General features: G+C 66.5%; 13 protein-coding genes. All 13 read left to right on the forward strand.

Annotated features, from left to right (window positions below):
• The 13 genes from ftsW to dnaE all read left to right on the forward strand — a co-directional run bounded on the left by ftsW (position 1) and on the right by dnaE (position 15,052).
• A complete protein-coding gene (gene ftsW, locus AC5RUF_RS00100; RefSeq protein WP_494129292.1) occupies positions 1 to 1,401 on the forward strand; it encodes a putative lipid II flippase FtsW in 1,401 nt (466 codons plus the stop codon).
• Positions 1,398 to 2,507: an undecaprenyldiphospho-muramoylpentapeptide beta-N-acetylglucosaminyltransferase gene (murG, locus tag AC5RUF_RS00105; protein ID WP_494129293.1), complete on the forward strand. Its 1,110-nt coding sequence runs from the start codon at positions 1,398 to 1,400 to the stop codon at positions 2,505 to 2,507. The genes ftsW and murG overlap by 4 nt, the downstream gene beginning before the upstream one ends.
• Positions 2,504 to 3,937 carry a UDP-N-acetylmuramate--L-alanine ligase gene (gene murC, locus AC5RUF_RS00110; RefSeq protein WP_494129294.1) on the forward strand — a complete coding sequence of 478 codons (1,434 nt, stop codon included), beginning with the start codon at positions 2,504 to 2,506 and terminating at the stop codon, positions 3,935 to 3,937. Before murG ends, murC begins: the two co-directional genes overlap by 4 nt.
• Positions 3,927 to 4,925, forward strand: coding sequence for a cell division protein FtsQ/DivIB (locus AC5RUF_RS00115; RefSeq protein WP_494129295.1), 999 nt, complete (start codon positions 3,927 to 3,929; stop codon positions 4,923 to 4,925). Before murC ends, AC5RUF_RS00115 begins: the two co-directional genes overlap by 11 nt.
• A gap of 258 nt (positions 4,926 to 5,183) precedes the next feature.
• Positions 5,184 to 6,380 (forward strand): cell division protein FtsZ, encoded by a 1,197-nt coding sequence (ftsZ, locus tag AC5RUF_RS00120; RefSeq protein ID WP_494129296.1) that lies wholly within the window; start codon positions 5,184 to 5,186, stop codon positions 6,378 to 6,380.
• 31 nt (positions 6,381 to 6,411) lie between these two features.
• On the forward strand, positions 6,412 to 7,152 hold the full coding sequence (locus AC5RUF_RS00125; protein WP_494129297.1) for a purine nucleoside phosphorylase YfiH/LACC1 family protein: 741 nt from the start codon (positions 6,412 to 6,414) through the stop codon (positions 7,150 to 7,152).
• Between the two features lie 33 nt (positions 7,153 to 7,185).
• Positions 7,186 to 7,938 (forward strand): YggS family pyridoxal phosphate-dependent enzyme, encoded by a 753-nt coding sequence (locus tag AC5RUF_RS00130; RefSeq protein ID WP_494129298.1) that lies wholly within the window; start codon positions 7,186 to 7,188, stop codon positions 7,936 to 7,938.
• A 100-nt stretch (positions 7,939 to 8,038) separates the two neighbouring features.
• On the forward strand, positions 8,039 to 8,569 hold the full coding sequence (locus AC5RUF_RS00135) for a cell division protein SepF (RefSeq protein WP_493998562.1): 531 nt from the start codon (positions 8,039 to 8,041) through the stop codon (positions 8,567 to 8,569).
• A gap of 63 nt (positions 8,570 to 8,632) precedes the next feature.
• On the forward strand, positions 8,633 to 8,923 hold the full coding sequence (locus AC5RUF_RS00140; protein WP_493998563.1) for a YggT family protein: 291 nt from the start codon (positions 8,633 to 8,635) through the stop codon (positions 8,921 to 8,923).
• A gap of 155 nt (positions 8,924 to 9,078) precedes the next feature.
• Positions 9,079 to 9,735: a DivIVA domain-containing protein gene (locus AC5RUF_RS00145; RefSeq protein ID WP_494129299.1), complete on the forward strand. Its 657-nt coding sequence runs from the start codon at positions 9,079 to 9,081 to the stop codon at positions 9,733 to 9,735.
• A 160-nt stretch (positions 9,736 to 9,895) separates the two neighbouring features.
• A complete protein-coding gene (gene lspA, locus AC5RUF_RS00150) occupies positions 9,896 to 10,495 on the forward strand; it encodes a signal peptidase II (RefSeq protein WP_494129300.1) in 600 nt (199 codons plus the stop codon).
• Positions 10,492 to 11,427 (forward strand): RluA family pseudouridine synthase, encoded by a 936-nt coding sequence (locus AC5RUF_RS00155; RefSeq protein ID WP_494129301.1) that lies wholly within the window; start codon positions 10,492 to 10,494, stop codon positions 11,425 to 11,427. The genes lspA and AC5RUF_RS00155 overlap by 4 nt, the downstream gene beginning before the upstream one ends.
• A gap of 85 nt (positions 11,428 to 11,512) precedes the next feature.
• On the forward strand, positions 11,513 to 15,052 hold the full coding sequence (gene dnaE / locus AC5RUF_RS00160) for a DNA polymerase III subunit alpha (RefSeq protein WP_494129302.1): 3,540 nt from the start codon (positions 11,513 to 11,515) through the stop codon (positions 15,050 to 15,052).
• Positions 15,053 to 15,054 lie beyond the last annotated feature (2 nt).

The raw sequence follows: 15,054 nt of genomic DNA on the forward strand, positions 1-15,054 counted from the left end.
TTGTCCACCACGCCCACCGGCAGCAAGCGTAAACCGGTCCTGCGCCGCAATCCGGCCGCAGGGCCCGGTGCAGCCGGGGAGGGTGCGGTGCGGCCGGGCGGGACATCGGCACACGCCGGTTCGGGAGCGGAACGCGGGACGGCGGCCAAGGCCGCCGCAGCAAAGCCCACCGGCAGGACGGCGCCGGATGCGCGGACCTCCAACGGAAAACAGGGATCCGCGAAGCGTCTCCCGCGTTGGGACCGTTTTATGGTCTTCCTGGAAGGCAGCGGCCGCACTGCCACCGGGTCAAGCTACTACACCATCCTCGGTGCCACGCTGGCGCTGACGGCCATCGGCCTGATGATGGTCCTTTCTGCCTCCTCCGTGGAATCCATTGCCGCCGCGGCCGGAAGCGACGCAGGCGCAGCAACCACGTTCGACCTGTTCCTGAAGCAGTCCATGTTCGCTGCAGTCGGCGTGATCGCCATGCTGCTGCTCTCGCGGCTGAATCCCCGGCAGTACCAGGCCCTGGCCTGGCCGGGCTACTTCCTGGCCATCATCCTCCTGATCCTGGTGCTGGCCATCGGCAAGGAGGTCAACGGCAACAAGAACTGGATCGAGATCGGTCCCATTACCGGACAGCCGTCGGAAGCGGCGAAGCTGGCCATGGCCATATGGTTCGCGGCGGTGCTTTCCCGGAAGGGCCGGCTGATCAGCGAATGGAAGCATGCGCTGATCCCCGTGGTCCCCGGCGGCGGCATCCTGATTATCCTGGTGATGGCCGGCAGCGACCTGGGCACGGTGATCATCATGGGCATGATCATGCTGGCCGCACTCTTCTTCGCCGGTTCGCCCCTGCGGTTCCTGGGCGTTCTCGCCGCAGTCGCTGCAGTTGGCGCGGTGCTGATGTCTGCCGTCAGCGGCAACCGGTCCAACCGCATCAGCGCCTGGCTCCAGCTGGACTGTGATACAGGCCTCTGCGACCAGGCCAACGCCGGCATGTATGCGCTGGCCTCCGGTGGCTGGCTGGGTGTGGGGATCGGACAGAGCCGGCAGAAATGGAACTGGATTCCCGAGGCCCATAACGACTTCATTTTCGCCATCATCGGCGAGGAATTCGGCTTGCTGGGGACCTTGGTTGTCGTCAGCCTGTTCGCCGTACTGGCCATCGCCACGGTCCGGGTGACCATGCGGCACACCGATCCGTTCATCCGCATTGTCTGCGGTGCGGTGCTGGTCTGGATCATCGGACAGGCCGTGGTGAACATAGCCATGGTCACCGGACTGCTGCCCGTAATCGGCGTACCGCTGCCCTTCATTTCCTATGGCGGCTCGTCCCTGACCTTCACCCTCGCCGCGGTCGGCGTCCTGCTTTCCTTTGCCCGCAAGATTCCCGAAAGTGAAACAAAAGCTCCATGACGCATCATTCCTTGTCCGTAGTCCTGGCCGGAGGCGGCACCGCCGGGCACATCAGCCCGCTGCTGGCCATCGCCGACGCGGTGACCGCCCAGCGCCCCGACGCCCGCATCACCGTGGTGGGAACGGCGTCGGGCATGGAAACGCGCCTGGTTCCGGCTGCCGGCTACACGCTGGCCACCATTGACCGGGTGCCCATGCCGAGGCGCCCCTCTGCGGACCTCGCCAAGCTTCCGGTCCGCCTGGTGCGTGCCGTGCGGCAGGCAGGCGCCATCCTGGACAACGCGCAGGCCGACGTCGTGGTGGGGGTGGGCGGTTATGTGTCCACTCCCGTCTACCTTGCAGCCCGGCGCCGCTCCCTTCCGGTGATTGTCCATGAGGCCAATGCCCGCCCCGGACTGGCGAACCGGGTCGGAGCCCGCTTCGCCGCGGTGACAGGTGTTGCCTTTGAAGCGACCCGCCTGCCCAAGGCCGTCTGGGTCGGCATGCCCATGCGGCGGGAAATCTCCGGCCTGGACCGGACAGGTGCCAGGGCCGCGGCGCGTACCGCCCTGGGCCTGAAGCAGGACATGCCCACATTGGTGGTGACCGGAGGCTCCTCGGGAGCAGCCAGCATCAACCGCGCGGTGGAACAGGCGCTGCCGGCGCTGGCCGCCGCCGGAATCCAGACACTGCACATCACCGGTCGGGGCAAATCCCTGCTGGACGGAGCGGGGCGCCCGTTGGAAGCTCCGGGCTACACCCAGGTGGAGTACGTGGACGGCATGGAGACGGCCTACGCCGCAGCGGATCTGCTGCTGGCCCGGTCCGGTGCCGGTACGGTCTGCGAGATCAGCGCCGTGGGGCTGCCCGCCGTCCTGGTGCCGCTGCCGCACGGCAACGGGGAACAGGCGCTGAACGCCGAGGCGCTGGTGTCTGCGGGTGGCGCGCTCACCGTGGCCGATTCACTCTTCACAGCCGAATGGATATCCGGCAGGCTGATACCTTTGCTGGCCGATCCGGCCGCATTGGAGGCCATGTCACGGGCGTCCGCCAGCCTGGGCATCCGCGATGCGGACCGGCAGATGGCCGCATTCATTCTCGACGCAAGCGATAGGTCAAAGGCATGAACCGGCTCAATCCGAGCGAACTGGGAGAGGTACACTTCATCGGCCTGGGCGGCGCCGGCATGTCCGCCGTGGCCCGGGTGCTGGTGGCGCAGGGCGTTCCGGTGTCCGGGTCGGATGCCAAGGACTCGCCGGCGCTCCGCGCGCTCGAAGCCCTCGGCGCCGCCGTCCACGTGGGGCATGACGCTGCCAACGTGGACTCAGCTGACACCGTGGTGGTCTCCACGGCCATCCGTGAGCAAAACCCGGAACTGGTCCGGGCACGCGAACGGGGGCTCCGGATCATCCACCGGTCAGTGGCGCTTTCCGCTGCCATGGGGGAGCAGGACCTGGTGGCGGTGGCCGGAACCCACGGCAAAACCACCACCACCGCCATGGTGACGGTGATGCTGCGCGAAGCCGGACTTGACCCGTCCTTCGCCATCGGCGGCGACGTGGCGGCACTGGGCGTCAATGCCATGCACGGCTCCGGCAACGTGTTCGTGGCCGAAGCCGACGAATCGGACGGTTCGTTCCTGAACTACGCCCCGCAGGTCATTGTGGTGACCAACGTCGAGGCGGACCATCTGGACCACTACGGCACCGAGGAAGCCGTGTTTGCCTCCTTTGACGCCTTTACGGCACTGCTGCCTGCCGGGGGACTGCTGGTGGCGTGCGCGGACGACGCCGGGGCCTCGGCACTGGCCCGGCGCAGTGCGGCCCCGCGCACGGTGACGTACGGCTATGCGGCAACCGCCGACGTCCGTATTTCGGACACCCGGCCCGCCGGCGCGGGGTCGGCCAGCACACTGCACTTCCGGGCGGAGGGTGCCGACGCCGAGGTGCAGCTGGTCCTGCAGGTACCCGGAACCCACAACATCCTCAACGCGGCGGCTGCCTTCGCCGTCGGACTGGAGCTCGGCGTTGACCCGCAGGGCGCAGCCGCCGGCCTGGGCACGTTTTCCGGTGCCGCCCGCCGTTTCGAGGCCCGGGGCACCGCCCGCGGCGTGAAGGTCTACGACGACTACGCGCACCATCCCACCGAGGTCAACGCCGCGCTCAAGGCGGCCCGCACCGTGGCAGGAGAGCACCGCGTACACGTACTGTTCCAGCCGCACCTTTTCAGCCGCACCCGTAACTTTGCGGCGGAATTCGCCGCTGCCCTGGATCTCGCCGACACCGCCACGGTGCTGGACATCTACCCGGCGCGCGAAGACCCCATTGAAGGGGTCACCAGCGAGCTGATCACCTCCCGCCTGCACGTTCCCGGCGGCTATGCCGGCAATGCGGCGGAAGCAGTGGCACAGGTCGCTGACAACGCACGCGAGGGGGACATCATCCTCACCGTTGGGGCAGGCGACGTCACCGCCCTGGGTGGCGAACTGGTCCGCCGGCTTGCCGACGAGCCCGGACGTACGGCCGGAGCGGCCCGGAAGAGCGTCCATGGCAGGTAGGAAGCGGCCGGGGGACGACGCCGAAACCATCACGGCCACCCGCGAACTGGACGCAATGGACAAGGTGACGGACACCGGACCCCGCCGGACGGCAGGGCCGGCGGGAGCCGCGCCTGCGCCGAAACCGCGTACCGGAGCAAAATCTCACGGAGCAAAAGACCGCTCCGCCTCCCGGTCCGCGTCAGGATCCCGCTCCCGTTGGCCGGATAAGGCCCGCAGCAGTGCGGGCAAGCCCGGGGCCTCCGGGATTGCCGGCGGCAGCAGTGCGGGCACGGTCCTGGCCTTCCCTGAATCTCCGCGCAGGCGGCGGCGCCGGGCCGTCTGGATCGGCGCCGTGTCCGCTGTTGTAGCCGTGGCGTTGTTTTTCGTTTTCCTGTTCTACTCACCGGCCCTGGCACTGAAGACGGTGGTTGTGGAAGGTACCGACCTGATGCCGCGGGAGCAGGTTGAGGCGGCGTTGGAACCGCTGAAGGGGCAGACCCTGCCCACCATCTCGGACGCGGATGTCCAGGCGCTGCTGAAGGACCGTCCCGAGATCGAGGAGATTGACGTGGCGGCGCAGCCTCCCTCCACCCTGGTGGTCACTATCACCGAGCGGGAGCCGGTCGCGGTCCTGCAGGACGGCGCCCAGCTCGTGTTGATTGATGAGCAGGGCAGACGGCTCGCGGGGGCAGCGGACCGGGCGTCCGTCCCGTTGCCCCTGATTGACGGCGGCGCCGAGGCGGTGAACCTGCAGGTGTTCCCCAGTATTACTTCCGTCCTCGCGGCACTGCCCGCCGAGGTGTTGGCCACGCTGGAGAGTGCGTCGGCCGCCACCGTGGACTCGGTGGAGCTGAAGCTTGCCAGCGGGCAAACGGTATTCTGGGGGAGCGCCGACGCCAATGAGGCCAAGGCGCGGGTACTTGAGGCCCTGATGCGGATGGCACCGACGGATCCGCCCGTCCAGGTGTATGACGTCAGCACCCCGGACCGTCCGGTGACACGCTGACCGCGCGGGCAGGCGGGAGAAAGATTCCGCCGACACGCGGGGCCGGTAATTGCGGAAGAAGCGCTGGCCCCATAGCGTCTCAAGTAGAGGATTACTTGACATAACTATAACTCTCAAGTTGAGGGTTAGGGTTTGTCGGTTCAAGGTTTTCGGCCGGGCAGTCCGCGGGCATCCCAAGGGGGAGGGCCGCGCGGTTTATCCGGGCCGGCAGTTGTAGAAAACACAAAGTTGCAGAGATTCGAACAAGGGACACAGGACGTGGCAGCACCGCAGAATTACTTGGCCGTCATCAAGGTCGTCGGCATCGGCGGCGGTGGCGTGAACGCCGTAAACCGGATGATCGATGTTGGCCTCCGCGGCGTGGAGTTCATCGCCATCAACACCGATGCACAGGCTCTGCTGATGAGCGACGCCGACGTCAAGCTCGACGTCGGACGCGAACTCACCCGCGGCCTGGGCGCCGGCGCGGATCCCGAGGTCGGCCGCAAGGCCGCCGAGGACCACGCCGAGGAGATCGAGGAAGTCCTGCGCGGGGCTGACATGGTCTTCGTCACCGCCGGTGAGGGCGGCGGAACGGGTACCGGCGGCGCGCCCGTCGTTGCCCGGATCGCACGCTCGCTCGGTGCGCTGACCATCGGTGTTGTCACCCGGCCGTTCACCTTCGAAGGCCGCCGCCGTTCCAACCAGGCGGAGTCCGGCATCGACACCCTGCGGGACGAAGTCGACACGCTCATCGTCATCCCCAATGACCGCCTCCTGTCCATCAGCGACCGCAACGTGTCCATGCTGGATGCGTTCCGCTCGGCTGACCAGGTGCTGCTGTCCGGCGTCCAGGGCATCACCGACCTCATCACCACTCCGGGCCTGATCAACCTGGACTTCGCCGACGTGAAGTCCGTGATGCAGGGCGCCGGCTCCGCGCTGATGGGCATCGGCTCGGCCCGCGGCGAGGACCGCGCGGTCAAGGCCGCAGAGCTGGCAATAGCGTCTCCGCTGCTGGAGGCTTCCATCGACGGCGCCCACGGCGTGCTGCTGTCCATCCAGGGCGGTTCCGACCTCGGGCTCTTCGAAATCAACGAAGCAGCCCGCCTCGTGCAGGAAGTCGCCCACCCCGAAGCCAACATCATCTTCGGTGCCGTCATTGACGACGCCCTGGGTGACGAAGCCCGCGTCACGGTTATTGCCGCCGGCTTCGACCAGGTTGATGTCACCTCGCAGCCCGCTTCGCACAAGCCGGCCGAGCCCGCCACTCCGCCGTCCTCCGCACCGGCCGCCGGCGGCTTTGCGGCCGCAGCCCCGGCATCGGCAGGACTGTCGGCCTGGTCGCAGCGGTCCCACCAGCACAGCGATGTCCCGGCAGATGCCGGCTTCGACATCGACCTTCCGGCGGTAGTGGAATCTGATCTTTCCACCGGCCGTCCGGATGACCTGGACGTTCCCGACTTCCTCAAGTAGGAATCGGATACTGAGCGGCAAGCGCCCGGACATGGCAGCGGGGTTGTCCCGGATATTTTGGTGGCACCGGCAGGTTGGCGACAACCTGTGGGCCGGTTTCACCAACACATCTGCGGGCAACCTCGCTTTGCATGTCGGGGATGACCCCGCCGCCGTGCGACAGCGCCGGTCCGACCTGGAAACCGCCATGGGTGTGCACCCCGGCTCGCTGCAGTTCATGAACCAGGTCCACTCGGCGGTGGTGGTTGACGCGTCCGGCCCCACCGGCACCGGCGGCCCGGACCCCGGCGCGCCCACAGCCGACGGTCTGTTCAGTACCGACGGCAGGACACCACTGGCGGTGCTGGTGGCAGACTGCCTGCCGGTCCTGCTCGCCGGAACCGGAGCCGGCGGCCATCCGGTGACCGCTGCCGTGCACGCCGGCCGCAAGGGCCTGCTGGACGGCATCCTGCCCGCAGCGGTGGACAGGATGCAGACTGCCGGCGCCGCGGACCTGCACGCCTGGATAGGTCCGTGCGTCTGCGGGTCCTGCTACGAGGTGCCGGCCGCCATGCAGGAGGACGCCGTCCGGCTGCTGCCGGCCACCGCAGCGCGAACCCGCAGGGGCACACCCGCGCTGGACCTGCCCGCCGGTGCCGACGCGCAACTGACTGCCCTGGGCGTCCGGGTGGAGCGCATCCCCGGCTGCACGCTGGAAAACGAACAGCTCTCCTCCCACCGGCGGGATCCGTCCAGCGGGCGGATAGCCGGTGTCATCTGGCGCCGCGCGTAAAGAGGCGCCGTGCCCGGCGATAATGGAAAGACCATGACTTTGACTGATACACCCCGTGCCCTCGAGCTTGAGGAGCGGTTGCGGCGCGTCCGGAACCGGATCTCCGCCGCGCCGCGTCCGGCCGGCGTCGGGGAGCCGCGGCTTATTGTTGTCACGAAGTACTTCCCGGCCTCCGACGTGGAGATCCTCGCCGGACTGGGGGTCCGCGACGTGGGTGAGAACAAGGACCAGGAAGCCTCGGCCAAGGCCGCGCAGCTGCACGGGCTCGGCCTGGACTGGCACTTCATCGGCCAGCTGCAGTCCAACAAGGCGAAATCCGTGGTCCGCTACGCCTCCTCCGTGCACTCCGTGGACCGTGCCTCCCTGGTCACCGCACTGGGCAAGGCCATGGCCGCGGAGCAGGACCGGCGGGCGCAGGAGGGGCTGCCGTCCCGGCCGGAGCTGGCATGCTTCCTGCAGGTGGACCTTCGCGCGGCAGCTGCCCGGGACGCTGATCCCGGCCGCGGGGGAGCGGCGCCGGAGGATCTGCCGCAGTTGGCGGATGCTGTAGCGGGCACCCCGGGGCTGGTCCTGGACGGACTGATGGCGGTGGCTCCGCTTGACGAAGACCCCGCAGCCGCGTTCGCCCGGCTGCACCGGCTGTCGGAGCGCCTGCAGGCGGACCATCCCGGAGCGCGGGGCATCTCGGCGGGCATGAGTTCGGACCTGGAAGCCGCAGTGGCCAACGGAGCGACACACCTGCGAATAGGTTCCGATGTTCTGGGCCCGCGCCCGCCGGTGCGGTAGCGTCGAAGTACGAACATCACAAAGCCGCCGTCCGGCTGAGTAAACCGGCTATGCACTGGAATACGGACAGCTGCGGCGTTGAAGGATTAGAGGAGCAACCATGGCTGGCGCAATGCGCAGGACAATGATCTACCTTGGGCTCGCCGACGGTGACGAGCACTACGAGGCCGAACAGCGGAACCTGCGGGAAGCCCCGGCCAGGGAAGAAGACTTCGCTCCCATCCACGAGCCGGAGAACCTGGAACCCGAACCTGCTCCCGCCCCCGTCGTCCGCAATGCAGTGGAGGAGTACCGCGCACCCGTGACACCCATCAAGCGTGCCCCGTCATCCCGCGAGGATGTCTCGGGCCTGAGGCAGATCACCACCGTCCATCCCCGCTCCTACAACGATGCGAAGATTATCGGTGAGAGCTTCCGGGACGGCATCCCGGTCATCATGAACGTCACCGACATGGGGGAAGCAGACGCAAAGCGGCTCGTTGACTTCTCCGCAGGGCTGGTCTTCGGACTCCGCGGCAGCATCGAACGCGTCACCAACAAGGTCTTCCTGCTCTCACCCTCCTACGTGGAGGTCCTGGGCGACGACAAGAAGATCAGCGAATCCCAGTCCTCCTTCTTCAACCAGAGCTAACGTGCTCCCGTACCAACGGGACGCGGGGGCTGCCAACCGACTTCCGGAAATGAAACCCTTCGCGTGAATATCATTCTTCCCCTGGTGTACCTGGTGCTGGTGCTCTTCCAGCTCGCCCTCATCCTGCGGATTGTCTACGACGCGGTGCAGATGTTCGCCCGCCAGTGGCGCCCGAAGGGCCCGGCGCTTGTGCTGGCCACCGGCATCTACGGTGTGACGGACCCGCCGGTACGGCTGTTCCGCCGCATCATTCCGCCGCTCCGCCTGGGCGGAGTGGCCTTGGACCTGGCCTTCCTGGTCCTGTTCATCATCGTGTCAATCCTGACGCAGATTGTCGCAGGGCTGGCCTCCTAACGCAGGCCGGGACCGGGGTCCGGTTAGTTTTCGGCACCCAAAAGATATACTGTGAAAATTGATACAACCCCAGATTTTGTATGTCCGTAATTCTCTACGTAGAACCGCCTGCCTGACACGCAGGCGAATCTTATAATCCAGTATGAGGTGACCAGATGGCTCTGACGCCAGAAGATGTTGTCAACAAGCGGTTCCAGCCGACCAAGTTCCGGGAAGGCTATGACCAGGACGAAGTCGATGACTTCCTCGACGAGATCGTGGTGGAGCTGCGCCGGCTGAACGCCGAAAACGAAGATCTCCGCCGCCAGCTGGCAGAAGCCGCAGCCGGTGGTCCCGCTTCGGCGAAGTCCGTTCCCGCGCCCGTCGCGGCCGCCTCCACCACCGAGCAGGTCCGCGAAGAGCCGAAGCCTGAACCCAAGGTTGAAGCCCCCCGCGTCGAGGAGCGTCCGGCCCCGGTCGAGCCCAAGCAGGAGTCCGCTCCGGCTGCAGGCAACACCACGGAGACCGCCGCAGGCATCCTGGCCATGGCCCAGAAGATGCACGACGACTACGTCAGCGCCGGCGTGGAGCAGCGCGACAAGATCATTGCCGAAGCACAGATCGAAGCCAGCGGTCTCGTGACCGATGCCCAGGAGAAGAGCCGGAAGATCCTCAGCACCCTGGAACAGCAGAAGGCTGTCCTGGAGCGCAAGGTGGAGCAGCTGCGCGGCTTCGAGCGCGACTACCGTTCACGCCTGAAGGCATACATCGAAGGCCAGCTGCGCGACCTGGATGCACGCGGCTCGGTTGCTTCGGAAACCGCCGACGCGTAAGTTCGCCCGGTCCCGGCCGCGTACCGCGCTCGGATAGACTGAAGAAACACTGCAGCGGGCCGGCGGCCGGGTCACCCCGGCCGCCGGCCCGCTGTGTTTTTCGGCCCGACGGCGCCACCGGCCGGGCCATGCCACATCGAGCATCCCTAACGAAAGCACCATGACCACTTCTTCACCGGAGACCCCGGACAGCACCGGCACCGGCCGCAACCGCACGGGTATGGCGGCAATCGTCATGCTCGCCCTGGCAGCAGCAGCCCTTGTGGCGGACCAGCTCACCAAACTGTGGGTTGTCCGCACCATGACCGAAGGGCAGATCACCGACGTGCTGCCCCCGCTGCTGCGCTGGCACTTCATCCGCAATCCCGGAGCTGCGTTCTCCATCGGGACCGACTTCACCTGGGTCTTCACGATCATCATGGTGCTGGTCTCCGGTTTCCTGGTCTACCTGATGTTCAAGGTCCGCTCCCTGGCCTGGGCCACGGCCCTGGGCCTGGTACTTGGCGGCGCGCTCGGAAACCTGACCGACCGGCTGTTCCGCGCACCCTCCTTCGGCCAGGGGCACGTGGTCGACTTCATCGCGTTTCCGAACTTCGCGATCTTCAACATTGCCGACTCCTGCGTGGTGTGCGGCGTGATCCTGGTGTGCCTGCTGACCCTGCGGGGCATCGGCATCGACGGGAAGCGGACACCTCCCGAAGCCGCCGCAGTCGCCGGACGCAAACCCGCGGCAGCCGACGACGGCGAGGAGCAGCGATGAACGAGCTCCACGCCACGTTCGCTGTCCCCGACGACGCCGACGGCAAGCGCGCCGACGCCGTCCTGGCCGGGCTGCTGGACGTTTCCCGCTCGACCGCCGCGACCTGGTGCACCGACGGCTACTTCAGCTCCGGGGGCAAGGTGCTGGGCAAATCCGACAAGCTGCACGCCGGGCAGGAAATCACCGCCGACGTGCCCGAGCAGCGCGACCCGCTGGCCGTCGTCGTCGAACCCGTGGAGGATTTGAAGATCCTTGGCGACGACGAACACTTTGTGGTCATCGACAAGCCCGTGGGTGTGGCCGCGCATCCCTCGCCGGGTTGGGTCGGGCCCACCGTGGTGGGAGCGCTGGCCGCGGCCGGCTACCGGATCTCCACGTCCGGCGCCCCGGAACGCCAGGGCATCGTTCACCGCCTGGACGTGGGCACGTCCGGCGTGATGGTGGTGGCCAAGACCGAGCATGCCTACACGCTGCTGAAGCAGGCTTTCAAGGAGCGCACGGTCGACAAGATGTACCACGCAGTGGTGCAGGGACTGCCGGATCCCCTGAAGGGCACCATCGACGCGCCCATCGGCCGGCATCCCGGCTATGACTGGCGCTTTGCCGTGGTGGAGGGAGGCCGGCCCTCCGTCACCCACTACGAGGTGCTGGAGGCGTTCGGCAAGGCCTCGCTGGTGGAGGTGCACCTGGAGACCGGACGCACGCACCAGATCCGCGTGCACTTTTCCGCCCTGCGCCATCCGTGCGCGGGGGACCTCACCTACGGTGCGGATGCCAAGCTGGCAGCCGAACTCGGCCTGACCCGGCAGTGGCTGCACGCACGGAAGCTCGGCTTCACCCACCCCGGCACAGGCGAGTATGTGGAGTTCGTCAGCGACTACCCGCAGGACCTCCAGTACGCCGTGGATGCGCTGCGCAGCGGCAGTATCTAAGCCCGGCAGAGAGCCGCGGCACACCCGTGCCCGGCCCGGCGCGGCGGGGGACAGACCCCCGCCCGCCGGGGCCTAGAATGTACAGGTGGCTTCAGCAACTAGTACGTCAAAATCGTTTGCCCATCTTCACAACCACACCGAATATTCGATGCTGGACGGCGCCGCGAGGCTGACCGATCTGTTCAGCCACGCCGAGGAACTGGGCATGAACGCCCTGGCGACCACTGACCACGGTTTCGTCTTCGGTGCCTTCGACTTCTGGAACAAGGCCCGCAATGCCGGCATCAAGCCGATTGTGGGGGTTGAGGCCTACCTGACCCCGGGGACCGCGCGTGCGGACAAAACCCGTGTGAAGTGGGGCGACGGCGGACGCAACGACGTCTCCGGCGCCGGTGCCTACACCCATATGACTATGTGGGCCGAAAACACGGAGGGAATGCACAACCTCTTCCGGATGTCTTCGCTCGCCTCCCTGGAGGGCTACCTCTACAAGCCGCGCATGGACCGGGACCTGCTGCAGACCTACGGCAAGGGCCTGATTGCCACCACCGGCTGCCCCTCCGGCGAAGTGCAGACCAAGCTCCGGCTGGGACTCTACAAGGAAGCCGTGCAGGCCGCCTCGGACTTCCGGGACATCTTCGGCAAGGAGAACTTCTTCTGCGAGCTGATGGACCACGGGCTGGACATTGAGCGGAACGTCCAGGCCGACCTGATCAAGCTGGCCCGCGAGCTGAAGCTGCCCCTGGTGGCCACCAATGACCTGCACTACACCCACGCCGAAGACGCCTCGGCGCACGCGGCGCTGCTGTGCGTGCAGTCCGGTTCCTCCCTCGCTGACCCGAAGCGGTTCAAGTTCGACGCCGACGAGTTCTACCTGAAGTCCCCGGAGGAAATGCGGGCCATCTTCCGCGACTACCCCGAGGCCTGCGACAACACGCTGCTCATTGCCGAGCGATGCGACGTCGAATTCAACACCAAGGCGTCCTACATGCCGCGCTTCCCCTGCCCGCCCGGGGAAAACGAGGAATCCTGGTTCATCAAGGAAGTTGAAACCGGCCTGCACTACCGGTTCCCGAAGGGCATCCCCGACGATGTCCGCAAGCAGGCCGAGTACGAAATCGGCATCATCACCCAGATGGGCTTCCCGGGCTACTTCCTGGTGGTGGCCGACTTCATCAACTGGGCCAAGAACAACGGCATCCGCGTGGGACCGGGGCGTGGCTCCGGTGCAGGGTCCATGGTGGCCTACGCCATGCGCATCACCGACCTGAACCCGCTGAACCACGGGCTGATCTTCGAGCGCTTCCTGAACCCGGACCGTGTGTCGATGCCTGACTTCGACGTCGACTTCGATGACCGGCGCCGCTCCGAGGTGATCCACTACGTCACCGAGAAGTACGGCGCGGACCGCGTGTCCATGATCGTCACCTACGGCACCATCAAGGCCAAGCAGGCGCTGAAGGACTCCTCCCGCGTGATGGGCTACCCGTTCTCCGTGGGCGAGCGGCTGACCAAGGCCATGCCGCCGGACGTCATGGGCAAGGGCCTGTCCCTGCAGGACGTGCACAACAAGGACGCCAAACGCTACGGCGAAGCCGACGAACTGCGCGAGCTGCTCAAATCCGATCCCGACTCCCAGCGCGTCTTCGACACCGCCCTGGGCCTGGAAGGCCTGAAGCGCCAGTGGGGCGTGCACGCCGCCGGCGTCATCATGTCCTCCGACCCGCTGATCGACATCATCCCGATCATGAAGCGCGAGCAGGACGGGCAGGTGATCACGCAGTTCGACTACCCGACCTGCGAAGGCCTGGGCCTGATCAAGATGGACTTCCTCGGCCTGAGGAACCTGACGATCATTTCCGACGCGATCGAGAACATCAAGGCCAACCAGGGCATCGACCTGGATCTGGAGCACCTGGAACTGGACGACAAGGGTTCCTACGACCTGCTGGCCAGCGGTGACACCCTGGGCGTGTTCCAGCTCGACGGCGGGCCCATGCGCTCCCTGCTCAAGCTGATGCGCCCGGATAACTTCGAAGACATTTCCGCCGTCATCGCCCTGTACCGGCCGGGCCCGATGGGCGCCAACTCGCACACCAACTACGCCCTGCGCAAGACCGGGGTGCAGGAAATCACCCCGATCCACCCCGAGCTGGAGGAGCCGCTCCGGGAGATCCTGGATACCACCTACGGCCTGATCGTGTATCAGGAGCAGGTGATGGCCATTGCCCAGAAGGTGGCCGGCTTCTCGCTCGGCCAGGCAGACATCCTCCGCCGTGCCATGGGTAAAAAGAAGAAGTCCGAACTGGATAAGCAGTACGCCGGGTTCCACCAGGGCATGGTGGACCGCGGGTACTCGGAGGCCGCCATCAAGGCGCTCTGGGACATCCTGCTGCCGTTCTCCGACTACGCCTTCAACAAAGCCCACTCGGCCGCCTACGGTCTGGTCTCCTACTGGACCGCGTACCTCAAGGCGCACTACCCGTCCGAATACATGGCTGCCCTGCTCACCTCCGTGGGCGATGACAAGGACAAGCTGGCCATGTACCTGAACGAGTGCCGCAAGATGGGCATCACGGTGCTGCCGCCGGACGTGAACGAGTCCTCGGTGAACTTCACCCCTGTGGGCAAGGACATCCGCTTCGGCATGGGCGCCATCCGCAACGTGGGCGCCAACGTGGTCCAGGCCATGGTGGCTGCCCGCGAAGAGAAGGGCGCCTACACCAACTTCAAGGACTTCCTGATGAAGGTCCCGGCCGTGGTGTGCAACAAGCGGACCATCGAGTCGCTGATCAAGGCCGGCGCCTTCGACTCCATGGGCCATGCCCGCCGCCCGCTGGCAATGATCCATGAAGAGGCCATTGACTCCGTGGTGGTCCTCAAACGCAATGAGGCCGTGGGGCAGTTTGACCTGTTTGCCGCCATCAGCGACCAGGAGCCGGAAGACTCGATCAGCATCGACATTCCGGACCTGCCGGAGTGGGAGAAGAAGGACAAGCTCTCCTTCGAGCGCGACATGCTGGGCCTGTACGTCTCGGACCATCCGCTGCAGGGCCTGGAGGGCATCCTCAGCCAGCACGCCGACTCCACCATTACCAACATCGTGGGGGAGGAAGGCCCGCCCGACGGCGCCATCGTCACCATCGCGGGCATGATCACCTCGCTGCAGCGGCGCATCGCCAAGAACAGCGGCAATGCCTACGCGCGGTGTGAGATCGAGGACCTTGCCGGGTCCATGGAAGTCATGTTCTTCGGCCAGGTCTACGGGCCGATTGCGGCTGTGCTGGCCGAGGACCTGATTGTGGTGGTCCGCGGCCGGCTCCAGCGCCGCGACGACGGTGCCGTGACCCTGAACGCACAGGAACTGACCGTGCCTGACCTCAGTGAAGGGCACTCCGGACCGGTGGTCATTTCCATGGCGACGTACAAGGCCACCGAAACCGTGGTCTCACAGCTGGGCGACGTGCTGCGAACCCATCCGGGTACCTCGGAGGTGCAGATCCGGCTGAACGGATCCCGCACCGTGGAAGTGATGAAGCTGGGTGTGGACATGCGGGTCAATCCCACTCCGTCCCTGTTCGGGGACCTGAAGGTGCTGCTGGGTCCGGCCTGCCTGGACGGGTAGGG

This window comes from Arthrobacter sp. Y3224198 (assembly GCF_059090025.1).